This window comes from Pusillimonas caeni (genome assembly GCF_003545815.1).
Taxonomy (GTDB): Bacteria; Pseudomonadota; Gammaproteobacteria; order Burkholderiales; family Burkholderiaceae_B; genus Pusillimonas; species Pusillimonas caeni.
In genome coordinates, this window is record NZ_PDUW01000007.1 from 233,059 (window position 1) to 257,124 (window position 24,066).

20 protein-coding genes and 3 tRNA genes are annotated in these 24,066 nt (G+C 62.1%); 9 read left to right on the forward strand and 14 right to left on the reverse strand.

Translation table 11 applies throughout. The annotated features are described in order from the left end of the window. Positions 1–153: 153 nt before the first annotated feature. From CSC67_RS16140 to rnr, 5 genes are all read right to left on the reverse strand, one after another. Positions 154–229: transfer RNA gene (locus CSC67_RS16140), tRNA-Val, on the reverse strand. 172 nt (positions 230–401) lie between these two features. Next, the gene (locus CSC67_RS16145; protein WP_167752930.1) at positions 402–743 is read right to left on the reverse strand and encodes an HU family DNA-binding protein; all 342 of its coding nucleotides are present in this window, start codon (positions 741–743) and stop codon (positions 402–404) included. A gap of 325 nt (positions 744–1,068) precedes the next feature. Continuing rightward, positions 1,069–2,304 carry a cystathionine gamma-synthase family protein gene (locus CSC67_RS16150; protein ID WP_118995467.1) on the reverse strand — a complete coding sequence of 412 codons (1,236 nt, stop codon included), beginning with the start codon at positions 2,302–2,304 and terminating at the stop codon, positions 1,069–1,071. Positions 2,305–2,399: 95 nt separating this feature from the next. Then, positions 2,400–3,149 carry a 23S rRNA (guanosine(2251)-2'-O)-methyltransferase RlmB gene (gene rlmB, locus CSC67_RS16155; protein ID WP_118995468.1) on the reverse strand — a complete coding sequence of 250 codons (750 nt, stop codon included), beginning with the start codon at positions 3,147–3,149 and terminating at the stop codon, positions 2,400–2,402. Positions 3,150–3,238: 89 nt separating this feature from the next. Next, the gene (gene rnr, locus CSC67_RS16160) at positions 3,239–5,710 is read right to left on the reverse strand and encodes a ribonuclease R (RefSeq protein ID WP_118995469.1); all 2,472 of its coding nucleotides are present in this window, start codon (positions 5,708–5,710) and stop codon (positions 3,239–3,241) included. A gap of 178 nt (positions 5,711–5,888) precedes the next feature. Between rnr and CSC67_RS16165 the strand changes: the two genes are divergently transcribed. Further along, positions 5,889–5,973 (forward strand) — tRNA-Leu (locus CSC67_RS16165). 124 nt (positions 5,974–6,097) lie between these two features. On the opposite strand, the gene CSC67_RS16170 is transcribed toward CSC67_RS16165, so the two are convergent. After that, the gene (locus CSC67_RS16170; protein WP_118995470.1) at positions 6,098–6,523 is read right to left on the reverse strand and encodes a GNAT family N-acetyltransferase; all 426 of its coding nucleotides are present in this window, start codon (positions 6,521–6,523) and stop codon (positions 6,098–6,100) included. Positions 6,524–6,689: 166 nt separating this feature from the next. Here CSC67_RS16170 and CSC67_RS16175 point away from each other — a divergent pair, with 166 nt between their 5' ends. From CSC67_RS16175 to CSC67_RS16190, 4 genes are all read left to right on the forward strand, one after another. Continuing rightward, positions 6,690–7,586 (forward strand): MBL fold metallo-hydrolase, encoded by an 897-nt coding sequence (locus CSC67_RS16175; protein ID WP_118995471.1) that lies wholly within the window; start codon positions 6,690–6,692, stop codon positions 7,584–7,586. Positions 7,587–7,659: 73 nt separating this feature from the next. Further along, complete coding sequence (locus CSC67_RS16180; RefSeq protein WP_118995472.1) at positions 7,660–7,848, forward strand: DUF3008 family protein; 189 nt, start codon at positions 7,660–7,662, stop codon at positions 7,846–7,848. A gap of 190 nt (positions 7,849–8,038) precedes the next feature. Next, positions 8,039–9,766, forward strand: a complete 1,728-nt coding sequence (locus CSC67_RS16185) for an FMN-binding glutamate synthase family protein (RefSeq protein WP_118995473.1) — start codon at positions 8,039–8,041, stop codon at positions 9,764–9,766. Positions 9,767–10,198: 432 nt separating this feature from the next. Further along, a complete protein-coding gene (locus CSC67_RS16190) occupies positions 10,199–10,627 on the forward strand; it encodes a PACE efflux transporter (RefSeq protein WP_118995474.1) in 429 nt (142 codons plus the stop codon). A gap of 41 nt (positions 10,628–10,668) precedes the next feature. Here the strand turns inward: CSC67_RS16190 and CSC67_RS16195 are convergent, their stop codons facing one another. Beyond that, complete coding sequence (locus CSC67_RS16195) at positions 10,669–11,661, reverse strand: LLM class flavin-dependent oxidoreductase (protein WP_118995475.1); 993 nt, start codon at positions 11,659–11,661, stop codon at positions 10,669–10,671. 65 nt (positions 11,662–11,726) lie between these two features. On the opposite strand from CSC67_RS16195, the gene CSC67_RS16200 reads away from it, so the two are divergent. After that, positions 11,727–11,803 (forward strand) — tRNA-Met (locus CSC67_RS16200). A gap of 200 nt (positions 11,804–12,003) precedes the next feature. On the opposite strand, the gene CSC67_RS16205 is transcribed toward CSC67_RS16200, so the two are convergent. Further along, positions 12,004–12,303, reverse strand: a complete 300-nt coding sequence (locus CSC67_RS16205) for a CcdB family protein (RefSeq protein WP_118995476.1) — start codon at positions 12,301–12,303, stop codon at positions 12,004–12,006. Then, positions 12,303–12,551 carry a type II toxin-antitoxin system CcdA family antitoxin gene (locus CSC67_RS16210; RefSeq protein ID WP_118995477.1) on the reverse strand — a complete coding sequence of 83 codons (249 nt, stop codon included), beginning with the start codon at positions 12,549–12,551 and terminating at the stop codon, positions 12,303–12,305. The genes CSC67_RS16205 and CSC67_RS16210 overlap by 1 nt, the downstream gene beginning before the upstream one ends. A 199-nt stretch (positions 12,552–12,750) precedes the next feature. On the opposite strand from CSC67_RS16210, the gene CSC67_RS16215 reads away from it, so the two are divergent. After that, positions 12,751–13,068, forward strand: coding sequence for a hypothetical protein (locus CSC67_RS16215; RefSeq protein WP_135227473.1), 318 nt, complete (start codon positions 12,751–12,753; stop codon positions 13,066–13,068). 48 nt (positions 13,069–13,116) lie between these two features. Further along, positions 13,117–14,247 carry a cobalamin-independent methionine synthase II family protein gene (locus CSC67_RS16220; RefSeq protein WP_118995479.1) on the forward strand — a complete coding sequence of 377 codons (1,131 nt, stop codon included), beginning with the start codon at positions 13,117–13,119 and terminating at the stop codon, positions 14,245–14,247. A gap of 31 nt (positions 14,248–14,278) precedes the next feature. On the opposite strand, the gene CSC67_RS16225 is transcribed toward CSC67_RS16220, so the two are convergent. The 3 genes from CSC67_RS16225 to CSC67_RS16235 form a co-directional block, all read right to left on the reverse strand. Beyond that, positions 14,279–16,702 carry a TonB-dependent siderophore receptor gene (locus tag CSC67_RS16225; protein ID WP_209304341.1) on the reverse strand — a complete coding sequence of 808 codons (2,424 nt, stop codon included), beginning with the start codon at positions 16,700–16,702 and terminating at the stop codon, positions 14,279–14,281. Between the two features lie 278 nt (positions 16,703–16,980). Next, positions 16,981–17,976, reverse strand: coding sequence for a FecR family protein (locus tag CSC67_RS16230; RefSeq protein ID WP_118995481.1), 996 nt, complete (start codon positions 17,974–17,976; stop codon positions 16,981–16,983). Between the two features lie 96 nt (positions 17,977–18,072). Beyond that, positions 18,073–18,576, reverse strand: a complete 504-nt coding sequence (locus CSC67_RS16235) for a sigma-70 family RNA polymerase sigma factor (RefSeq protein WP_118995524.1) — start codon at positions 18,574–18,576, stop codon at positions 18,073–18,075. A 251-nt stretch (positions 18,577–18,827) separates the two neighbouring features. On the opposite strand from CSC67_RS16235, the gene CSC67_RS16240 reads away from it, so the two are divergent. Then, positions 18,828–20,195: an MFS transporter gene (locus tag CSC67_RS16240; RefSeq protein WP_118995525.1), complete on the forward strand. Its 1,368-nt coding sequence runs from the start codon at positions 18,828–18,830 to the stop codon at positions 20,193–20,195. A 96-nt stretch (positions 20,196–20,291) separates the two neighbouring features. Here the strand turns inward: CSC67_RS16240 and CSC67_RS16245 are convergent, their stop codons facing one another. Both CSC67_RS16245 and CSC67_RS16250 read right to left on the reverse strand, forming a co-directional pair. After that, on the reverse strand, positions 20,292–22,715 hold the full coding sequence (locus tag CSC67_RS16245) for a TonB-dependent siderophore receptor (RefSeq protein WP_167752931.1): 2,424 nt from the start codon (positions 22,713–22,715) through the stop codon (positions 20,292–20,294). Between the two features lie 279 nt (positions 22,716–22,994). Further along, positions 22,995–23,987 carry a FecR family protein gene (locus CSC67_RS16250; RefSeq protein WP_118995483.1) on the reverse strand — a complete coding sequence of 331 codons (993 nt, stop codon included), beginning with the start codon at positions 23,985–23,987 and terminating at the stop codon, positions 22,995–22,997. Positions 23,988–24,066 lie beyond the last annotated feature (79 nt).

The following is a 24,066-nucleotide window of genomic DNA, read 5'->3' on the forward strand; positions in this document are numbered from 1 at the left end:
ATTGTGCACTGCAACATAAAAATTGTCCAGCCACTTCAGATAAAGCAAAAGCCACGATAAAAAAGGAGCCAGCAAGCCAAGTGCCGACAAGCGAAAAAGAAAAAAGGACTTATGAGACGATACTCATAAGTCCTTCATTCTTGAAGCAGTTTGTGGTGGGTGCTACAGGGGTCGAACCTGTGACCTACGCCTTGTAAGGGCGCCGCTCTACCAACTGAGCTAAGCACCCCGAGCGGCATCTGCATGTGGCAAAACACAATATGTGCTGCACTGCGATACTGCCATGCGAACCTTCAAGGTTCGACCTTTGGGGTCACTTCACATTTCGGGCCACTTCGTGCCAAAAAAGCCTAGCGATTATAGCCCGGCCGCTCAAGGCAGGCAAACGGGCCAGCGCCTACTTAGTTGACGGCGTCTTTCAGAGCCTTGCCGGGACGGAACTTGGGCACGCGAGCCTTCTTGATCTTGATGGCTTCGCCGGTGCGCGGGTTGCGGCCGGTGCGGGCGGCACGCTCGGAAACGCCGAAAGTACCGAAGCCCACCAAGGTGACCGAACCCTTCTTTTTCAGGGTGGTCTTGACCGCGCCGATGAAGGCTTCGAGGGCGCGACCGGCGTCGGCCTTGGAGAGGTCGGCCTTGGTGGAGATGTGTTCGATGAGCTCTGTCTTGTTCATTAAGGTATACCCCTGAAAATTATTATGACCGGCCTGGGCAAGCTGCCCCGTGCCGGCATTTTTGACCAAAAAAACACAGCACGTTCACGTGCAGGTACCACAATTGACTGGCGGGAATGTCAGTAAAGACGCTGCCTACCGGCTAACGCGTATTAAGCCTTTGAAATAAGGCCGTGTCAAGGGGAAAAGCGCCCAAAACCCGCACGATTGCTCACTTTTTTCAAATGACCGGTTTAAAAAATGTAAATTTCCGAAGCCCCCTCGACGCACAAAAAAAGTGCGCGCCGCGACGCTTCGGCTTGCCGTCCTGCAAGGCGCTATTTTTTTCTCGGGCATGCCGGCCGACGGGCCGGGCCACGCTTCGGCGAAGCGCCCCGCCCCGCATTCCAAGCGTTCACATTGATTCGAGCGCCTGCCGGAAATCGTCGATGAGATCCTGCACGTCTTCGATGCCCACCGAGATGCGCAGCATGCTGTCGGCGATGCCCATCAGCGCGCGGCGTTCGGGACCCATCTCGTAATAGATGGTGTGCGCGACGGGCAGCACGAGCGTGCGCGTGTCGCCCAGATGCGTGGCCAGCACGAAGACGCGCAGACGGTTGAGGAACTCGAACACATCGATGCCATCGATCAGCTCCACACCCAGCAAAGCGCCGTAGCGGCCGCCGAACAGCTCGCCGGCCCGCCGGTGCTGGGGATGGGATGCCAGGCCCGGGTAGCTGACCCGCGCCACCTTGGCGTGCGCATCGAGCGCTTGGGCCAGCGCCAAGGCATTGCCGCAGCATCGTTCCATGCGCAAGGCCAGCGTTTCGGAACCCACCGATATGCGATGGGCCGAGTCGGCCGACAAGGTGCCGCCCATATCGCGCAGGCCCTTCTTCTTGATCTGCGTAAGGCCCCAGCCTCGGGCAGAACCATTGCGGTACACCTCGGCAATGTTGGGATAGTCGGACCAGTCGTACAGCCCGGTATCGGTGACCGCGCCCCCCAATGCATGGCCATGTCCGCCGATGTACTTGGACAGCGAATTGACGACCAGCCCCGCGCCCATGTCCTTGCCCCGGCACAGCCAGGGCGTGCTCAGCGTGTTGTCGACGACGTAAAGCAGCGCGTGCTCGCGGCACCAGTCTCCGATGGCCTTCATGTCGGCCACCTGGGTGCCGGGATTGGCAATGGACTCTACGAACACCATGCGGGTTTCGGGGCGCAGCGCGGCCGCCACATTGGCAACGTCGGTGGCGTCGACCAGAGTCACCTCCACGCCCAGCGCCGCAAGCGTGCTGAGCAGGCTGTTGGTGTTGCCGAAGATGTACTGGCTGGAAATCAGATGGTCGCCTTCGCGCAGCAGGGTGAAGAAGGTCGCGTTCAGGGCCGCCATGCCGGTTGCGAAGCTGACGGTGTTGACGCCCTCTTCCATCTGCGTGATCTTGGCCTCCAGGGCCGCGGTGGTCGGCGTGCCCTGGCGCGCGTAGGTGAAGCCGGCCTTGCCCTGGAACACGGCGGCCAGCTCACGCGAGTCGGCGAAAGCGTACTCCGAAGACGGATGCAGAGGTTTGTGGATGGCGCCGTGCTCGACGGTCGAGCGCCTGTCCGAATGAACGAGAGTGGTGGTAAAGCCGTTGTTAGCCATGGCAGCTCACGATACTGTGAATGAGATGTGTAAGAAATGAAGCCGAACGGGGCGAGCCTCGCAACCGCAGCCGGCGGGCCCTGTGCGATGGCGCGTCAGCCGCTTGCGGTGCGCTGGCGCACCGTTTCGTAAAGGCATACGGCGCTGGCCACGCTGACGTTGAGGCTTTCCACCGCGCCCAGCATGGGAATGTGCACCAGTTCGTCGCAGGTTTCGCGCGTAAGGCGCCTCATGCCCTCGCCTTCGGCGCCCATGACCCATGCCATGGGGCGGCGTCCGTCGATGCCGTGCATGCCGCCTTCGGCCTGATCGTCGGTGCCCACCAGCCAGATGTCCCGCTCTTTCAGCTGGCGCATGGTGCGCGCCAGGTTGGTCACCATGATGTAGGGCACGGTGTCGGCCGCGCCGCAGGCCACGCGCTGCACGGTGGCGCCCAGCCCCACCGCCCGATCGCGCGGCGCCAGCACGGCGTGCACCCCCGCCGCGTCGGCGGTGCGCAGGCAGGCGCCGAGATTGTGCGGATCGGTGACCCCGTCGAGCAGCAGCAGCAAAGGCGTTTCGCCGCGCTCTTCCAGGCCGTCGAGCACTTCGTCGATATCCGTCGCCAGCGTATTGGCGTCGGCCAGGGCGACGACGCCCTGATGCCGCGTGCCGCGCGCCAGGCCTTCCAATCTGTCGGCCGGCACGGGATGCACGCGCACTTGCGCCGCCTGAGCCTGTTCGATCAGCGACTGCATGCGCTTGTCGCGCCGCGAGGCCTCGACATACAACTGCCGAATGGTGGCCGGCGCATGGCGCAGCCGCGCTGTGACGGCGTGAAAGCCGGCCAGGACCTGTTGGGACATGGGGTTCCTTCTGGAAAACAAAGCGGAGAGTATCAGGCGATTTTACTCTCCGCCCGCAAGCGCCCCCTGTGCCGGGCCTTGCCAGGGCTTCAGCGCCGTTTGCGCGGAGCCGTCTTGCCGGACTTGGCCGCGGACTTGCTGGCGGCTTTCCGCGGCGCCTTGGCGGCGCGTTTTTCGGCCGCCCTGCGCTCGCGCGCCGTCGTGCCCTTCAGCGCCTCGGGCTTGGTGGACGCCGCCTTCTTGCCGCGCCGCGCGGCCGCCTCGCGAGGCTCGGCCACGGCTTTCTGCAAGGCCTTGAAGGTGGTGCCCTTGACCAGCCGGAATTCGATGCGGCGCGCCTCGAGATCGACACGCGCCACCTGCACCTGCACCGGATCGGTGAGGCGATAGCGTATGCCGGTGCGCTCGCCGCGCAGTTCGTGCAGGCTCTCGTTGTACTGGAAGTAGTCCGAACCCAGTTCCGACACGTGCACCAGACCTTCCACGAACAGGGTGTCGAGCGTGATGAACAGCCCGAAGGGCGCCACGCCCGTCACGCGGCCGCTGAAAACCTCGCCCACGTGCTCTTTGACGAACCAGCACTTGAGCCAGGCCTCGACGTCGCGCGACGCGTCGTCGGCCCGGCGCTCGCGCGCCGACAGCAGCAGGCCGAGCTTTTCCCAGATGGCGTGCTGGCGCTCGCCGGGCGTGAGCTCCGCCGCCGCATTGACGTCGTCGATGTCGGGCACATAGCGCTTGTTCTGCAATATGGACTTGATCACCCGATGCGTGAGCAGGTCGGGATAGCGCCGGATGGGCGAAGTGAAATGCGCATAGTGCTGATAGGCCAGGCCGAAGTGGCCCGACTCTTCGGGGCTGTAGATGGCCTGCTGCAGCGAGCGCAGACACATGGTCTGCAGCACTTCGTAGTCGGGCCGTCCCCGTGCGGCCTGCAGGAGGCGGGCGTAATCGTGGGTGGTGGGTTCGTCGCCCCCCTCGAGCGCCAGGCCGATGTTGCGCAGGTAGTCGCGCAGGGCCTTGAGCTTTTCGGGCGTAGGGCCTTCGTGAACCCGGTAAAGGCTGATGCGCTTGTTGCGCTTGGTGAAATCGGCCGCGCAGGTATTGGCGGCCAGCATGCATTCCTCGATGATTCGGTGGGCGTCGTTGCGCTCGTACGGCACGATGCGCTCTATGCGGCCCAGCGGGTTGCAGATGATCTTGGTCTCGACCGTTTCGAACTCCATGGCGCCGCGCCGCGCCCGGGATTCGGACAGTAGCTGGTAGAGCTCGTAAAGGTCGAGCACGTGCGGCATGACGTGCTGCATGTTCTGGGCGGCCGGCCCATTGGGCTGCTGCAGCGCGGCCCACACATCGGTGTAGGTGGTGCGCGCGTGCGAATGGATGACGGCGTTATAGAACTGGTAGGCCGAGACGATGCCCGCCTTGGCGCCGTTGGCGGGAATGACCATGTCGCAGACCAGCACCAGGCGGTCCACGTCCGGATTGAGCGAACACAGCCCGTTGGACAGCGATTCGGGCAGCATGGGGATGACGCGGCGTGGAAAGTACACGCTGGTGCCGCGCTGGAAGGCGTCGTCGTCCAGCGCCGACCCGGCCGTGACATAGTGACTGACGTCGGCGATGGCGACCAGCAGCCGCCATGCCGGCCGCTTGCGCTTCTCGGTGCCGATGTCGATGGGCATGCAGAACACCGCATCGTCGAAATCGCGCGCGTCTTCGCCGTCGATGGTGATGAAGGGCAGGTCGCGCAGGTCGACCCGGCCCTTGAGTTCGCCCGGCTTGACGGCGGTGGGCAGCTTGCCCGCCTGAGCCATGGCCGCCTTGGAAAAATCGACGGGAACGTCGAACTTGCGCACGGCGATCTCGATCTCCATGCCGGGGTCGTCGATTTCGCCCAGCACTTCGATGACCCGCCCCAGCGGCTGGGTGTGGCGCGTGGGCTGCTGCATGATCTGCACCGTGACCACCTGGCCATGTTCGGCGCCGGCCGTATCGCCCGAGGGAATGAGGATGTCGTGCTTGATGCGCTGGTCTTCGGGCACCACGATGCTGATGCCCGGCTCGCGCAGGAAGCGCCCCACCAGCTTGTCGGTGCGACGTTCGACCACTTCGACAATGGTGGCCTCGGGCTTGCCGCGGTATTCGCCATCGGGCTTGGCCAGCACCCGGTCGCCATGCAGCACCTTGAGCATTTCGCGCGGGGCCAGAAAAAGATCGGGCCCGCCATCGTCACGCAAAAGGAAACCGAAGCCATCGCGATGGCCCTGTACCCGTCCGGCTATGAAATCGACCTTCGGTGCCGCCAAAATTTGTCCCTGTGCGTTGTAGAAAATCTGTCCGTCGCGCTCCATCGCCTTCAGGCGCCGATCGAACCCTACCGACAGAGGGTAGCTTGCGCCCATTGCCTGGGCCAGACCCTGCACGTCGTATGCCTGGCCTGTGGCGCGCAGCAGTTCCAATACGGCTTCGCGACTGGGAACACCGGGATCGAAATCGGGCGGCAGCGAGTGTGCACTGTTGGAAGTCTGACTGTCGTTTTCGTTTTTTATTCGCTTTGCCAAAGAAAACTTTCCGTTTGATGAAAAAATAGGTTATACTACGATTCTTCGCTGGCGCAGGCAGCAAATTAGTTTGAGTTACCCTGCATCAGCAAGAATAAGAGAGCGTAGTTTTAGGTGTATGCGGCTTGTTAAGTTATTTAAGGGCCACATGATTAAAACGTTAGCATACTCTTATTAAGCCCAGATGGCGGAATTGGTAGACGCGCATGGTTCAGGTCCATGTGCCGCAAGGTGTGGAGGTTCGAGTCCTCTTCTGGGCACCACCCTATTCTTGGGAGAAGCCCCGTAAATCATCGATTTACGGGGCTTTTTCTTGTCCGCTCGGAACGTGCCCGGATGGCGCCGGGCCGTCCGGGCGAACGGCTGGCCTTTTAGTGTCGACAGGCCCTAGAAGACCTTGCGCATCGATATGTGCTCGATGCCCGCGTCCATGAATTTTTCGCCTTCGGCCTGAAAGCCGTAAGCGCGGTAAAAACCCCGGGCATGCCATTGAGCGGCCAGCGCCACCGATGGATCGCCGCGGCGGCGTGCCGCTTCGACCAGGGCCGTCAACAGCATTGCGCCCACGCCGCGGCCGCGATGGGCGGCGCGCACCGCCATGCGGCCGATGTGGGCGTCCGGCAACAGCCGCCCCGTTCCCACGACCGTGTCGCCCTCGAGGGCCAAGGCATGGACGGCAATGGCATCGTATTCGTCCAGTTCGAGTTCGACGGGCACGCCCTGCTCGACCACGAATACCTCGTGACGCAGGGCGCCCGCCCGCTCTCCGAGCTGCCCCCAGTCGCCGATCAATACCTCGATTTCCCGCCCCATCGCCTCATTCCCGATTCTTGTGGACCCGCCATGCGCCCGATTTCAAGCTTCGCTTGCACTGCGACGATAGCACTCCGCGGCTTGGGCCGCCGAAGCCGGAGGCATGCGCTTTGCCCGCCAACTGCTAGCATGTTCCAATCGGCAGACCAGACGGAGGAGATATCTCATGACGAACCGAGCCAGCGTCCAGGCCTTCTTTGACCAAGCCACCAACACGGTCAGCTACCTTGTGGCGGATCCGGAATCGCGCCAGGCGGTTTTCATCGACCCCGTGCTGGACTACGACCACCCCAGCGGCAAAGTCTCTACAAAGTCGGCCGAGCAGATGCTGACGGCCGCCCGCTCGGCGGGCCTCGACATCGTGCGCATTCTTGAAACCCACGCGCACGCCGACCACTTGAGCGCCGCGCCCTTTCTCAAGGAGCAGACCGGCGCGCCGATCTGCATAGGCGAGCACATCAGCAAGGTCCAGGCCATTTTCAAGCCCGTGTTCAACTTGCCGGAGGTCTCGGGCGACGGCAGCGAGTTCGACGAGCTGCTCCGCGATGGCGACACCTTTGCCATAGGCGGACTGCAGGCGCGCGTCATGCATACGCCCGGCCACACGCCCGCCTGCATTTCATATGTCATCGGCGATGCGGTGTTCGTCGGCGACACGCTCTTCATGCCGGACTACGGCACGGCGCGGGCCGATTTCCCCGGCGGCAGCGCGCAAACGCTGTACCGGTCCATCCGCCGCCTGCTGGAGCTTCCCCCCGCCACCCGCATGTTCGTATGCCACGACTACAAGGCCGAGGGACGCGACCATTACGCCTGGGAGACCACCATCGAGGCCCAGCGGCAGGGCAATGTGCACGTGCACGACGGCGTATCCGAAGAAGAATTCGCGCGGATGCGCACCGAGCGCGACAAAACGCTTTCCGCACCCGCTCTGCTGCTGCCCTCGATCCAGGTCAACATCCGTGCCGGCCGCTGGCCCCGGCCCGAAGCAAACGGCCGTCGCTACCTGAAGATCCCGCTCGACTTCGACGGCGGCCCGCATCGGGACCACGACAAGGAATGAGCCACGGAAAGCCATGCCAGGGCATGGGATTTGCTGCGCGAAGCAATGTCATAAAACCCGCAAGGAGCTGACCATGCCTGCAAAATCCCAAGCCCAACAGAAAGCCGCCGGCGCGGCGCTGTCCGCCAAGCGCGGCGACACGAAGGTGGGCGAGCTGAAAGGCGCTTCAAAGTCGATGTACAAGTCAATGAGCGAGAAAGAACTGGACGACATGGCCTCGACCAAACGCAAGGGCAAGCCGGAACACAAGTCCAAATCCTGACTGCGCGCGCGCACGCACGCCGCGAGACGCTGTTCCAGCCAGCCCCGCCGGCCGCCCGGCGGGGCTCGTTTTTTCCGCGCCGGACGGCGCCTTCGCCGTTTCACGTGCTTGCCGCCCAGCGCCCACTACATTCCGAAACAAGGTTCTGGTATGGTTGTAAGGCTAAGAATAACCAGAGAAGGAATCGCCGGTGTCCTTTGTTTCGCGCCATACCGCTTTCTATCTTGTCATCCTCGCCGCTCTGGCCAGCCTGATACTTACCTTCGCCGTCAGCGCATGGTGGCTGGCGCCGACCGTGGTGTTCGGCGCGCTGGTCGCGCTGGGCGTGCGCGACCTCACCCAGATTCGCCACACCATACGGCGCAACTATCCGGTCATCGGCAATTTGCGCTATCTGTTCGAATTCATCCGACCCGAGATACGCCAGTATTTCCTGGAAGAAGACTCCGCCGAACTGCCCTTCTCGCGCTCGGACCGTTCCCTGGTCTACCAGCGCGCCAAGCGCACCATAGACAAGCGCCCTTTCGGCACTCAAGAAAACGTGTACGGCGACGGCTACGAGTGGATCAACCATTCGATGAACCCGACCCGGCCTAAAGAAAGCGACTTTCGCATCACCGTCGGAGGGCCGGCCTGCACCCAGCCCTATTCCCTGTCGGTGTTCAACATCTCGGCCATGAGCTTCGGCGCCTTGTCGGCCAATGCGGTCATGGCCATGAACAAGGGCGCCGCCCTGGGCGACTTCGCCCATGACACCGGCGAGGGCGGCATCAGCCGCTACCACGAGATGCACGGCGGCGATCTCATCTGGAACATCGGCTCGGGCTATTTCGGCTGCCGCGACGAGAAGGGCCGCTTTTCCGAAGCGCTCTTCGCCCAGCGGGCCACCCACCCCAACGTCAAGATGATAGAGATCAAGCTGTCGCAGGGCGCCAAGCCCGGCCACGGCGGCATCCTGCCGGCCAGCAAGGTCACGCCCGAGATCGCCGAGGCGCGCGGCATTCCGGTATGGCGCGAATGCGACTCCCCCTCGCGCCACAGCGCTTTCGATACGCCCGTCGAGCTGCTGGGTTTCGTGCAGAAGCTGCGCGAGCTCTCCGGCGGCAAGCCGGTGGGATTCAAGCTGTGCATCGGCCATCCCTGGGAATGGTTCGCCATCGCCAAGGCCATGCTCAAGACCGGCATCACTCCCGATTTCATCGTGGTCGACGGCGCCGAGGGCGGCACCGGCGCGGCGCCCATCGAATTCGTCAACCATGTGGGTACCCCGCTGCGCGAAGGCCTGCGCCTGGTGCACAACACCCTGGTCGGCATCGGGCTGCGCGAACAGATCAAGCTGGGCGCCTCGGGCAAGATCATCAGCGCCTTCGACATGGCGCGCACCATGGCCCTGGGGGCCGACTGGTGCAACAGCGCGCGCGGCTTCATGTTCGCCGTCGGCTGCATTCAGGCCCAGGCCTGCCATACCGACAAATGCCCCACCGGCGTCACCACCCAGGACCCCGGCCGGCAGAAGGGCCTGGTGGTGGGCGACAAGGCCCAGCGCGTCGCCAATTACCACGGCAATACCCTCAAGGCCCTGGCTGAACTCCTTGCGGCGGCCGGCGTCGAACATCCGGGCGACCTGCGTCCCCACCATATCGTGCGACGCATTTCCGCCAGCCGCGTCAGCGTGCTTTCCGCCCTGTTCCCCGACCTGGCAAAAGGGGAATTGCTCGAAGGCAAGTACAGCCAGACCATTTTCCGCGTGACCTGGCCCATGGCCCAGGCCGAGTCCTTCGCCCCCCTGTACAGCCTCAGCGCCGCGCTTTCCGGGCTCGGGGGCCCGCCCGATGAAGGATCAAGCCCCGCCGTCGTGCCCGCCACCGCGCCGCAGGCCGATGCTCCCCCGGAGAGCAGCCCCGCCGCCCCGGCTTGAATCGTGGCTTCCGGATCGGCCAATAATGGGTATTTTCCCTAGTTCTATTGGCCCGGTGGATCGACTATTCTGAACTCACTGCTTAACCGGCAGACCGCTGCCACCATGGCAGCCCATCTACACTACGTGAACGTAAGTGTCTCTGCCCAACTAGGCAGTAAGGCCCCGCCAGAAGGCGGGGCCTTTCAGTTTTTGAAGCCCGAAACGTTCGGTCTTGCCGTCCGAAATTCTGTTCGTTCAATGCCTGCCGGCTCTTGCGCCGACGCTCACAGCTCGAGATGCCGGCCCTGCTCTGTTACTCCAGCGACATCGGCCCTGCAACGCCGAATGCGCCAGCAAACACGGCAAAACTTGTTTAACATTATGGGTTTGGCCGGTACGCCGGCCTTTTGATCGGCTTTTTCGGCCCATCGTTTTCAGGAAGTGAGCGCAGTGCAAGGTATCAAGCGTAAAGTCGTCTATGTTTCGCTGTACGAATTGATCGCAATAGGCATCGCCAGCGTCGGCCTGGCCAAGCTTGCCGGGCAGGAACTGGGGCATGCGAGCGTCGCCGCCGTGGCCGCATCGGCTATCGCGATACTCTGGAACCTCGTATACAACACCCTCTTCGAATACTGGGAAGCCCGTCAGGCGGTGCGCGGACGCGGCTTGATGCGCCGTATCGCCCATGCCCTCGGTTTCGAGTTGGGGCTGGTGATCGCGCTGGTGCCCCTCTTCGCCTGGTGGCTGCAAGTGTCCCTATGGCAAGCCTTCGTGCTGGACCTGGGCCTGATCGTGTTCTTCCTGATCTACACCTTTCTGTTCAATCTGGCGTTCGATCGGATATTCGGGCTGCCCGCCTCGGCGCTGCCGGCGTCCTAAGCAAGGCCGCCGCCAAGCGGCCAGGCCTTGCCAGGCCCCGTCTACAGCGTTTCGCGCACCTGCGCGGCTATCTCGTACGAGCGCAGGCGCGCCTTGTGCTCGAACATATTCGACGTAATCATCAGTTCGTCGGCGCCGGTCTTGTCGATGAAGGCCCGCAGCTGCCGCGCCACCGTCTCGGGCGCGCCGACGGCCGCGCATGACAGGACATGATCGAGCAGATGCTGCGCCTGCGGACCGATATTGTCGAGATAGCCCTTGACCGGCGGCGGCAGGCGGATGGGCCGGCCGCTGCGCAGGCTTACGAACGACTGCTGCCACGAGGACGCCAGGTAGTGCGCCTCGTCCTCGTCGTCCGCCGCAAACACATTGAAGCCCAGCATCACATAGGGTTTTTGTAGATACTGCGAAGGCTGGAAAGTGCTGCGATAAACCTGTATGGCCTGCATCAGCTGCTGCGGCGCAAAATGCGAGGCAAATGCGTAGGGCAGGCCCAGCGCCGCCGCCAGTTGGGCCCCGAACAGGCTGGAACCCAGTATCCACACGGGCACGTTCAGGCCCGTGCCGGGCACCGCGCGCACCGGCTGGCGGGGTTCGTCCGAGAAATAATCCAGCAGTTCCAGCACGTCCTGGGGAAATTCGTCCGCGCTCGCGGCCAGATTGCGCCGCAGCGCCCGCGCCGTCGTCTGGTCCGAACCCGGCGCACGGCCCAGGCCCAGGTCGATGCGCCCGGGATAGAGCGATTCGAGCGTCCCGAACTGCTCGGCGATGACCAGCGGGGAATGATTGGGCAGCATGATGCCCCCCGCCCCCACCCTGATGGACGACGTGCCTGCCGCCACGTGGCTGATGAGGATGGACGTGGCAGCGCTGGCGATGCCCGGCATGCCATGATGTTCCGCCATCCAATAGCGCTTGTAGCCCCAGTGCTCGCCATGCCGGGCGATGTCCAGGGTGTGGCGGAAGGACTCCGCGGCGCTGCTGCCCTCGGTAATGGGAGACAGGTCGAGTATGGAAAAAGGTATCGTGCTCATCGGTCTTAATTGGGGGCGCAAGGGTGAAAAACAAGCCGCAAAATTATGGTATAGTTTTGGTCTTTGGCGCATTAGCTCAGCCGGTTAGAGCGACGGAATCATAATCCGCAGGTCCCCTGTTCGAATCAGGGATGCGCCACCAAGAATATCAAGCACTTACGCCAACCTTTACGGGTTGGCGTTTTGCTTTTGGGGCCGAATACTAGACAGTGTCTAATATCGAGTACTGTGCACAGTCCTGGATAAGGTCCACTGGCTGGCTCTTGCCCATTAACGGGGAATGGGCATTCACTAGACAACTGACAGTCGGTAGGGTCGGCGCGAGGGTTCTCGCCTTGCCGGCTAAAATCCGTGAAACAAAAAGTCGATGGCGGCGACGATTTCATCGTTCCGATGCTGAAGGCTGAATGCGACGCTCTTGAGTTCCCTGACCGGGACAGCAGCCATGTACTGAGTCACCATCGCGTGCTGAACACCGTCTATGTCGAACAAAGGGTTGAGCGTCTTCGCCGGCGTGGGCGCTTGGCTCAGCGGCAGCAACGGGACAACAACCCGCGTATTGAACGGCTGCATGATGTCCGCCTGGACATTGACAAGATACCCCGAGCCTGACGGATCGGGATAGACGTTGTAGCGGTCCATCAGAACATCCTGTGTTTCGCCAGCGGGAGGCCATGCTTTTCAACGAAGGCGTTGGAGCTTTCTATGGCTTCCTGATTTTCGGCCAGCCAGAGTTCCGAGCGCTTGCGTGCGATGGCCTGTGCGACGCCCGCTTCAGCCGCTTGCGAGATGTTGATATGCAGGGCTTTGGCCTCGGACAGCAAGTCGTCGGCCAGCGATACATTGGTTGCGCGTTTGGTGCCGCTGCGAGGACTACGTGCGGTCAGCATGTTCGGCTCCTTAGAGTTGACGCAATATATGCGCATGCCTTCCAATACATTATATGTGCATATTAACCGAACACTCTATGCTCCTGAGCAGCGGTAGTTTCATAATCGATTTCGTTTCGTCCCCATTGACAGGAGATGGGCGCTCATCAAACACGGTTGCTTACATCGCCGACGCCCATAAATCGGTTACGGTTACGGCATGCCCAACGACACCGGGGGCTCTATGCTCTGGCGTTTCTCTGCCAATAACACCCACCTCTACCCGGGCGCCTTGCTGCGCAGCCTCGACGCTCCCGGCGAATCCAGCCTGTCCGCGGGCGATGAACTGATGGTGGAGTTCAGCGATGGCATGGCCGTCAGCGCACGGTTGCTGCAAGCCGAGCCGGACGCCGCCGTGCTGCAGTTGCCCATGTATCGCACCCAACGCAACACAACGGTGGCGGCGCGAACATGGCGTATCGTGCCGGGCGGCGAAGCGGGCTTGATGCGTGTGCAAAAGCGCCTGCCTACGGTCTGAATACTTGGATAAACTAGCGTCTTCCCACAAAAAGACAAAAGGACCGTGATGCCCATTCTGACCACCCATGTCGGCAGTCTCCCCCGCGGTGAAGAGCTGGCGCAGTTGCTGCTTGCTCGCGATCACGGCCAGGAGGTCGATGCCGAGCATTTCGAACAAGTGGTTCAAGCGGCCATCGATCATGCCGTGCAAAAGCAGGTCGAAGCCAGTGTAGGCATCATGAGCGACGGCGAGCTCGGCAAGGTCGGCTATGCGACGTACATCACCGAACGGCTCGAGGGCTTCGGCGGCCACGTCGATCGCACGCCCGCAAAGGATCTGGCCGACTTCCCCGACCTGAGGAAGAAGCTCAGCGCCATCATGGGAAGCCAGGAATTCGTGCGGGCCGCCTGCATCGGCCCGGTGAGGCTGCGCACGCTCGAGCCGTGCCTGGCCGACATCCGCCGTTTCAAATCGGCTATCGAGCGGCATGGCCGAGGCGGCCGCGGCTTCATGAACGCGGCGTCGCCCGGACTGGTAACCGCCTTCCAGCCGAACCAGCATTACTCGACGCACGAGGCCTATCTGGCCGACCTGGTCGAGGCGATGCGGCCCGAATATGAAGCCATCGTCGCGGCCGGCTTCGATCTTCAACTCGATTGCCCGGACCTGGCGATGGCGGCTCATACGGGCTTCCAGGGCCTCAGCGAAGAGGAGTTCATCGCGCGCGCCTGGCAGAACGTCGAAGCGCTCAATGCGGCCACCTGCAACATTCCCCCGGAAAAGCTGCGCATGCATATCTGCTGGGGAAATTACGAGGGCCCGCATCACTGCGACATTGCCCTCGAGAAGGTCATCGGCCCGATCCTGGCGGCCAGGCCGTCGACCATCCTGTTCGAGGCCGCGAACCCTCGACACGAACACGAGTGGGAGATCTGGCGCGACGCCAAGCTGGCGGACGACAAGATCCTGGCTCCCGGCTTGATCGACAGCTGCTCGAATTATGTCGAGCATCCCGAGCTGATCCGGCAACGGCTCGAGCGCTATGTCGCGTTCATGGGCGAGGACCGCGTGCTGGCAAGCACCGACTGCGGATTCGGAACGTTTGCCAACTACGGCAAGATCGATCCCGCCGTTACGTGGATGAAGCTCGCGGCGCTGCGGGACGGCGCCGAGCGGGTCGCAGTTCCGTCAACTTAGCGACCCGCCCGCGAATCCGCGCAGGGCGCCGCTAGAAACTTCCTCTCAGTGTCAGCAGGAAGTTGCGCGGTTCGCCAAAGTAGCCGTCGGGAAAATCAGCGATGGACGAGTAGTAGCGCTTGTCGAATACATTATTGATGTTCAACGCCGCCGACCAATTCTTGTCGAACTGGTAGGCAAGCCGGACGTCCCACACGGAATATCCGCCCTGCAGCCTGAATGCGCTGTTGCGTCGCTCGCTCTGGTAGTGGACGCCTGCGCCGACCTGCCAGCGATGCAGGTTGCCGGGCAATTGCCAGTTCGACCACAAGCGCAGCAAATGCTTGGGCATCGCGTATTCGAACGGCCGCCCGACCCGAGATGGGTCGCTGTCGGCCAGGAACTCATTGCGATTCCAGGTATAGCCGCCGCTCAACTGCCAGCCGGGCAAGACTTCGCCGTGAATTTCCAAATCGATGCCCTCGCTTCGGACCTCGCCTGCGGCCCGGGAGCAAAAGTTCCCGTCGCACAACGGGGGGGAATCGTAATCGGTGATGGCGCGGTTTTTCTGGTCGATCCGGAATACCGCCAGCGAAGTGCCGAGCGCGCCATCGAGCAGCTCGCCCTTGATGCCCACTTCATAGTTGGCGCCCACGATGGGATCGAGCGTGTTGAGCTGGGCGTCGCGCGCTATCTGCGGCTCAAAGACGTCCGCATAACTGGCATAGAGCGACCATTGCGGGGTAAGGTCGTAAACCACGCCGGCATACGGCGTCAGCTTTCCGCTTTCCTTGGCTTCGGACTGGCCATAGACTGAATCGTCCAGGCGCCGGTACCAACTGGCCCGCGCGCCCAATATGAGCGTCAGGCGGTCCGTCAGGTGGCTGCGCACCATGCCGTACAGCCCCTTTTCCCGAGTATCGTAGCGTGCGGCGGCGGCCGAGGACGGCGGCAGGCCTTCGAATCCGGGTGCATCGTGCCGGGGATCGAAAATGTCGTAGCTTATGTAGTTCGCCCATTGCAGATAGCCGTCGTTTCGCTTCTGCCTGGAATAGCTTATGCCCAGTACGATGTCGTTGTCGACACTCCATGTCCGGACACGCCCGCTCAAGTTCGCGTCCACTCCCTTGGCAACGGCGTCGTAGTCGTAGATGTAGCCGTAGCCCGGTACGGTGCGCGTTCCGGGTGCGGGCAAGGCGGCCGCCCAGCCGCTCGTCACCGCATCCCACGACTCGTTGACGTAGACGCCCGCAACCTTGATGCTCCAATCCGCGTTGAAGCGATGCTCGAAGTCGAGGAACAACTGTGTCTCCTTGCGGTCGGCGTCGCTCCATCGGGCGCCGATCCTGTGACTTCTCGGGACGTCGAGCGCCGTGCCATCGGAGAAGAACGGCAGGCTGCCCCGCAACGACCGGTTGCCTTTGAGACGCGAATGCGCCACGCCGAATCCCAGCGTGGTATCCGGCGCCACATCCAGGTCCAGCGCCGCATAGGCGTTGAGATTGTGGTCGCCGACCGTGTCGACGAAATATCCCCGGTCTTCATAATCCAGCACCACCCGGCTGCGCAGCCGGCCGTCGTCGTCCAGGGCGCCTCCCGTCTCGATCCGTCCGCCGTAGTTGTCCCAGGACCCGACGCGCGCCTCGACGGCCAGGGCGGGGTAGGCCAAGCCGCGCTTGCGCACCACATTGACCGCGCCGGCGGGATTGCCCGCGCCTTCCAGCAGCCCCTGGGCGCCGCGCAGCACCTCCACCCTGTCAAGGTACACCGAGCTGCCGGCGAAAGAATTGCCCCAATAGCTGCCGCGCGGTAGCGGCACCCCGTCGTACTGAATGCTGGTTGTTGAAAAACCGCGGGAAATGATGTCGCCGCCTCCCCCCGGGCGCTTCCAGAGGACGATTCCCGGCGTATTTTCCAAGACCTCATCAATCGTATCCAGACGCTGATCGTCCATTTGTTTGCGGGTGATCACCGTGACGGATTGCGGAATCTCCTTGAGCGACGCCATCCCTTTCATCAGGGTTGCGCCCTGCGCGCCATAAGAGCCCGACCCTTCCGTGGTCGCTTGGAGCCTTCCCTGCACCCTGACCGGCGCCAGTTGCGTCGACTCTTCCGAGGCTGGCCGCGAAAGCGATATGTTTCTTCCCGTCCGGCGAAATTCAATACCTGTTCCAGCCAGCAGGCGCCTCAAGGCATCTTCCGGGGCGAAACTTCCCGACAAGGATGACGCGGTGTATCCATCAACAATCTCTTGTGAAAAGAAAATCTGCAGCGATGCCTGCTCTCCAAGCTGGAGCAGCGCCTTGCTCAATGGTTGGGACTGAATGTTGAATTGAACGACCTGCGCGTCTTGCGCCAGCGCGGGCTCGGGAAGAGTACTGAGTCCGACGGCGATGGAGATGGCCAGGGCCGACAGGCCAATCCGCACGGCAGAGGCATGCGCGCGCAATGCCGCGCGTGAATTTATCGTTTTCACTGTCCTACGATTTCCATGAATGAAGTTTCCGCGCGTTATGCGCGCACAACCCTTTGGCCAAAGGTCCCTCCGGCCGATGCATCGCGTCATCGCAAAGCGCCCGCCCTCATAAACAAGACGTGCCAACTCGCCAACTGCCGGAATGAGAATGCGAGCCATTTATGAAATAATTTGTAACTATCGCATTGGCTGCTTGAAACTACCATGGGGCTCATGGCGTCAAAGCCTCGGCCCGGGTCACGGTATGCGGGTGATCCAGTGCGGAAACAGGAAGGAAACTACTTCGCGACGATGCGGGCCTGCCCGTCTTGCAGGCGATAGACGCGGACCGGCGCGAATTCGGGCAGCATGTCGATCAGCGCCTGCGGGTCGTCTACACTGAAGATGCCGGCGATGCGGTGCTGACGCAGCGCGGGGGCATCCAGCCGCGCCGGCTGCTCAAGGTAGCGGTTGATTTCCGCCACCGCATGCGCCAACGGCATGTCCTCAAAAACGATCTTGCCCCGCTGCCAGGCAAGAATGGTCTCGATGTCCCGATGCCGGACCTCGCCCAGGCCTTGCTCTTGCAACACATCGACGCCCTGGCCTTTTGCGAGCGAGCGTGTATGGCGATTCCACCAGGGCCCTTTGGACACTTCCACCGATCCCGACTCGACGCTGACCTGGGCCGCCAAAGCGTCGTACCGCACATTGAAGCGGGTGCCCGTGACGACGATCTGGCTCTCGCCCGCGTCGACTACGAACGGACGGCGCTCGTCGCGCTGAACCGTGAAGAAGATTTCGCCCTCCAATAGTTCGACCCTCCGCTTGCCTTCGTACAAACGGGCGACCGCCCGCGTGCCGGTATTGATATCCAGCACTGAGCCATCAGGCAGCACCATCTGGCGCCGCTCACCCCGCGGTGAGGCGATCTGGATGGTTTGCAGCGGCGACGCAAGCCAACCGCCTTGAAGTGCGACCCCGCCCACCAGCGCGGCCGAACAGACTCCCGCCAGCCCCAGGCCAAAACGCCGCCGAGCGAGATGGGCGCGCGGAGCCGCTGCTTCCCGCCGGGCGAGTATCTCGCGCAATTCATTTTCGGGAACCTGCAGCGTCGCGTCCCAGAACTGCTGTACGTTGCGATATTGCCGATCGTTTTCCGGATGAGCGTTGCGCCACTGTTCGAATACGCGCCGATCTTCCTGCGTCGCATCGCCGGAATGCAGGTGAGCGAACCACGAAGCGGCCAGGTCACGCGGGTCGCCGGAATTCGAAGAAGCGTTTGGAGGTTTCATTGCGTGAAGAACACGGGGCGGACACGGGCCTGCCGCGGCAAAAAAGCATACCCCTTCATAAATATAGACGGACGAGCACCGACGCAGCCGGAACAGCTATGGAGCATACTTTTGTAACCTTCTGTTCAGGTGTTGCAAGGCTCGTGTCATGTGCTTCTCGACCATCGCTTGAGAAATGCCCATGGCGTAAGCAATTTCCGCATGCGTCCAGCCTTCCAGCCGGTGCCTTACGTACACCTGTTGGCAGGCCAGGGGCAGCTCGCTGAGCGCGCGCTTGAGATCGGATACGAGCCGGCGGGAGAACACCTCGGCTTCGGGGCCCCGGGCCACCGGGTGGTCACCCTCGGCAAGCTCATGCAGAGGCGTCGTGGAAAGTACGGCCCGGTGCCGATGCCGATCGATCACGCCGTTGGAAACGCTGCGCTTGAGATACGCTCGCGGGTCGTTCACTGTGGCCGCGCCATTTTCAAGCAGACGCACCACCGCATCGTGCATGGCATCTTCACTGTCTTCATGCATGCCGGCTTTTCCGCGCCACGCCGCAACCAGCTCGCTGTAATGGGTGAGCCAGCCTTTCTTGGGCGCGGATGGGCGGGACATGGCGAATTCGGAAATGAACAAAGCGCTTTAAACCCATAATATTAACAATAATTCTCATTTAGATATAGAGCGACACCCGCTTTACACCGTCCAGCCGCATACTCGCCAGCTTGCGTTGAGTGGTTCATGGTGCTCGACGCCGTATTCGATGACATCGGATGCTTATATCCGTACAATTTACTGGCGCACACAGCCCTCGGCGCAAGGTCTTTGCACCTGCATGAGCGAGGCTCTCAAGGATGAAAGGCAATATGGCAGACATTGACGCACCCAATCTACCGTCCGATTTGCGCCGCTCGGTTTCCAATACCATCAAGGGCTCCTCCGGAAACCTGGTCGAATGGTACGACGTCTATGTCTACTCGGTGTTCGCCTCCTCGTTCGAACACCATTTCTTCAGCCCGGATGACAAGAACGCCGACGTTTACATCTGGGCCATTTTCGCCCTTACCTTCCTGATGCGGCCTGTCGGCTCCTGGTTTTTTGGCCGCTATGCCGACCGCAAGGGACGTCGCGCGGCGCTGACCCTGTCGGTGACCATCATGTCGCTGTGTTCGTTCATTATTGCGATCACCCCCACGCGCCTTTCCATCGGCGGCGGGGCTGCGGTGATCCTGATTCTGTGCCGGCTGGTGCAGGGCTTTGCCACCGGCGGCGAGTACGGCACCTCGGCGACGTATCTGAGCGAAGCCGCGGTGCCCAAGCATCGCGGCTTCCTGGCCTCGTTCCATTACGTCACGCTGGTAGGCGGCCACGTGCTGGCGCAGGCCCTGTTTCTGGCGCTGTTGCTGGCCACCTCGAAAGAAGACATCGGCAGCTGGGGCTGGCGCCTTGCATTCGCCATCGGCGGCATCGGCGCGCTCATCGTGCTGTGGATGCGTCGCACCATGGACGAATCCATGAGCCAAGAGGCCATCAGGTCAGCCAAAAAAGACAAAGGCTCTGGCTCGATGGTCGAGCTGATGCGCAATTACTGGAAAGAACTGGCCGCCTGCTTCCTGGTGACCATGGGCGGCACGGTTGCCTTCTACGCCTACTCCATCAACGGCCCCAACATCATCAAGGCATCTTTCGCGCAAAGCAGCCCGGTCATGGGATCGGTCATTTCGCTTGTCGCGCTGAGCATCCTGGTGGTGCTGCAACCCATCGGCGGCTTTATTTCAGACCGCATCGGGCGGCGCACGCTGCTGGTGTTCTTCGGCATCGGCGGCACGCTGTTCACGTGGGTCATTTTCACCGCGCTTCCACAAACCACCAATCCCCTGCTGTCGTTTGCGATTCTCACGGTGGGCTTCGTCATTCTGACGGGCTACACTTCGATCAACGCGGTGGTCAAGGCCGAGCTTTTTCCCACCCACGTACGCGCCCTGGGCGTCGGGTTCGGCTATGCCATCGCCAACTCGGCCTTTGGCGGCACGGCGCCGGTGCTCTATTCGGCGGCCCTCAAGACCGGCCACGTGCCAATGTTCATCGTCTATGTCACCGTTCTAACCTTCACTTCGCTGCTGGTCTATCTGTTCCTGTTGAGCAACCGCGGGCCCAACTGGCTCGACCACCCCGAAGAAATGCGCCGTCGCAAGGACAGCGAAGGCCACCGCGTGTTTCCGATGGGGGTGTGACCGGGTACGGCGCGGTCCGCCATAGACAATGCAGTGCTTCCGTCGACGTGATGAATCCATGGTTCGCCATGGATTCATCACACTCGGCAGCCTGTCTTAATAACGATACTTGACCGTCAGCAGCGCGTTGCGCGGCGCACCGTAGATGTTGAGAAAAGTACTGTAGCCCACGCTGTCAAGATAGCGCCGGTCGAACAGGTTGTTGACGACCAGCATGGCTTCCCAGTTCTTGTTGGGCTTGTAGCCTATCTTGGCCGATACGGTCGTGTATCCACCCTGATACACATCCTGTGTAAGGAGATTGCTTTGCGCCTGTACGCCCGCGCCCACGGACCAGCCCCTCAGGCGGCCATTCCAGTCACCCCCTCCAAAACGATATTGCGTCCATAGACGGAAAAGATGTTTGGGGATGAGGTTGGCGTTGAAGCGCCCTCCTTCGTTTTCGGTGGCGTTGTCTCGAAGAACGCGCGCATCGGTATAGGTGTAGCCGGCCCCGATGTCCCAGCCCGCCATGGGATTGCCCACCACTTCGAATTCCCAGCCCTGGCTCTGGATCAGGCCGGCGGCGCGATAGCATGTGCCCGTCGGCGAATCGCCGCAGCCTATGTGCTCCGGGTCGATGACCGCCCGGTTGGTGTCGCGCAGCCTGTACACCGCCAATGAACCGTTCAGGCGCCCGTCCAGAAACTCGCCCTTGACGCCGGCCTCCACCTGCCATCCCTTGCGCGGATCCAGGATTGCGCCGGTGTAGTCTCTGTCGGCCTGGGGCACGAAGGTCTCGGCATAGCTTCCATATACTGAAATCTGCTTGTTCACGTCGAACACCAGGCCGGCGAAAGGCGTGAACTCTCCCCTGACCTTCGCAGCGCTCACCTCCCACGGAGTGCTTGCGGGATCGACGCTGCGGCTCTTGGTCTCATAGTTGGACCAGCGCCCGCCCAATACGGCGGTAAGGCTGTCGTGCAGCTTGAGCCGGGCAGAGGCGTATAGGCCGGACTGAATGGTGATGTCCTGCCCCCGGTTCAGAATCGGCTCATCCAGTGCAGCGCCATAGTCGAAGTCGTTCAAGGCATCCCAATTCGGAAAGCCCGAGAATCTGGAGCTGGTATGGGTATTGTTGCGGGCCACGTTATAGCCCAGCGTAAAGAAGTGCTCCCTGCCCAGCAGCCTGAACGGCCCGGTCAGGTTGACGTCGGCCTGGTCCCAGACAAATTCGTTGAAGATGCGTCCGCCCCACAGGTCCGCCCGGCCCGTTGAGGCGGACAGGGGCGCCAGTGCAAAAGCGCTGAATCCTTTATAAGTGCTTTCCTTGTGGCTGTAATTGGCCTTGAACACCCATCCATTGTCGAACCGGTGCGTCAGGTCCGCGCCTAGTTCGTAGATGTCGTGGACCGAAGTCCGATTCGGGCCCAGAAAGGCATCGTAATCCGGCAAGGCGCCGTCGTCGAACTGCGGCAAACCGTTGAAGTTGCGAAACCTCAACTTGCTGTACAAGGCCGATACGCCCACCGTGGTGTTCGGCCCCAGATCGTATTCGAGGACGCCGTACAGTATCTGAGGATTGTTCATGCCCTGCTCGTAGAACTGGTCCTTGTCCTGATAAGCTCCCACCAGCCGGCCGCGCAGGCGGCCGTCGGCGGTTATCGGGCCACTGACATCGGCTTCCAGCCGGCGGTTGTTCCAGCTTCCGCCCGAAAGCGCCCCGACGAAACGAAACTCGTCGGTCGGACGCTTGCGCACCAGGTTGATGGCCCCGCCCGGTTCTCCCGTGCCGGTCAACAGCCCGGCGGGGCCGCGCAGCACCTCGATGCGGTCGTAGATGGCCAGATCCAGGTGCGGCGCGCCTGTCTCTTGCGCAGGCACGCCGTCATACTGGAGGCTGGCGGCAAACCCCCGGCTATTGAACGATTCTGTGTCGGGATAGCCGCTGCTTCGAATCCCTGTCGTGAAATCCAAGGCCTCCGCGACGCGCGTGAAACCCTGGTCGTCCATCTGGCTTCGGGTCATCACCGAAACGGACTGTGGAATTTCCCGCAGGGACTGCGCCGACTTGCCTATGGTTGCCGCCTGCGGTGCGTATGAGCCGCTGTCTTCGGTCGTCGCGAGCAAGCCGCCCGTGACCGTGATCGTCTCCAGCTTCGCTGCGTCAGCGGTACGCCGCAAATGGATCGTGTTCCCTTCGCGAGAGTATTCGATGCCCGTTCCGGACAGCAATCGCCGCAAGGCCTCCTCCGGCGCCATCCTGCCGATGACGGTCGGCGCGGGCATGTCACGCACCAGGTCGCTGGTATAGATGAACTGCAGCGACGTTTGCTGCCCAAGCTGCAACAGCGCATCGCTTAGCGACTGCTGCGGGATATTGATTTGCGCGGCCGTTTCTTGCGCATGCGCCGGCAAGGACGCAGCGGTGAGCGCCAAAGAAGCGGCCACCGCCAGTCCGGATAAAGCGGCCAATAAGCGGGGGGAAGCATTACGCTCGCTGCGCGCTTTGCGGGCAGCAATGGAGGTCTCGTCAATCACGAAAAGTTTTCCTGGTGAATAAATATCAAGCGCGCGCGACGCCCACCCCTTTGGCCAAAGGATCCTGAAGAGGTACCGCTCCTGCGGATACCATCCCTTCATTAAGTACGACGGACGAAACCAGCAAAACCCTGAATCGAAATTCGAACAAATTTGTAACCGCAACGATTCTCATTCGAGAGGCAAGCGCATGTGCCCACGCCGCACAATCAAGCACGATGCCGCTGCTTGAATTGCGGCGCAAAGAGTAGACGAGGCGATAGCGCCGTAGCTCGACGGTCAGCGCAGCAGGGAGAGATCCACCCCGCCGTCAGGTCGCCGCGTGACGGCAACGGGCAACTGGCCTTGCAAGGCCTGCAGGAAGCCTTCGGCATCCTCGATGCTGAACACACCAGCCATGCGCAGGCGCTTGAGCCGGCTGTCGGTCACGTGGATGGGATGCGACAGGTAGCGGTTCATCTCTTGCAGCACGTCTTCGAGCAGTTGCTCCCTGAACACCGCTTTGCCCCGGCGCCAGGCGGTCAGCGCCGCGACGTCGACCCGCTCGGCCGCCAGCGGCAGGCCTGGCGCTGCGTGGACTGCCGTGTTGGCCGTCAACATGGCTTTTTCGCGGCTCCACCAATGGCCCGAAGTCACCTCCACGGAACCTTCCTGCACGGCCACCGATACCCGATCCGATTCACGGCGAACGTTGAAGATCGTTCCGGTGACGCGCACCTCCACATCGGCCGCGGCCACGAAGAAAGGCCTGTGCGGATTGGCGGCGACGCTGAAAGTCGCTTCGCCGGCGGCCAGCTCGACGACGCGGCGTTTTGCGTAATAGCTCACCGCCAATTCAGTCGAGACGTTGAGCTCGATGATCGAACCGTCCGGCAAGGACGCCTTGCGCCGCTCGCCCTGAACCGTGGCATAGCGCAGGACATGGGTGGGGGATTCCGCCCCATGGCCGTAGAAGAACACACCGCCCGCGATTACGGCGGCGCCGGCCGATCCGGCCGCCACCAGCCAGCGCCTGCGCGAGAGCCGGCGCAGTTCCGCAGGCGGCTCGGGCGCCTGCAGCAGTTCACGCAGATCGTCTTCGGGCAGCATGCCGGTAGCCTGCCAGATCTCGTCCAGTGCGCGATATTCCCGCTCGTGACGAATGTCCGCCTGTCTCCATTGCGTAAAGCGTTCCCGTTCGGCCACGGTGAAGCTGCCGGAGTGCACACGGGCAAACCAGTAGGCGGCGGCATCGCGAGGATCGTGCGGGAGGTTCGGGCTTTCTGCGGTCATGGCTTGCGGGAAGCCGATGTGAGGACACCGGCGTTTTTTCTACCCCTTCATTAAGTATGACGTGCGAACAGGCGAAAAC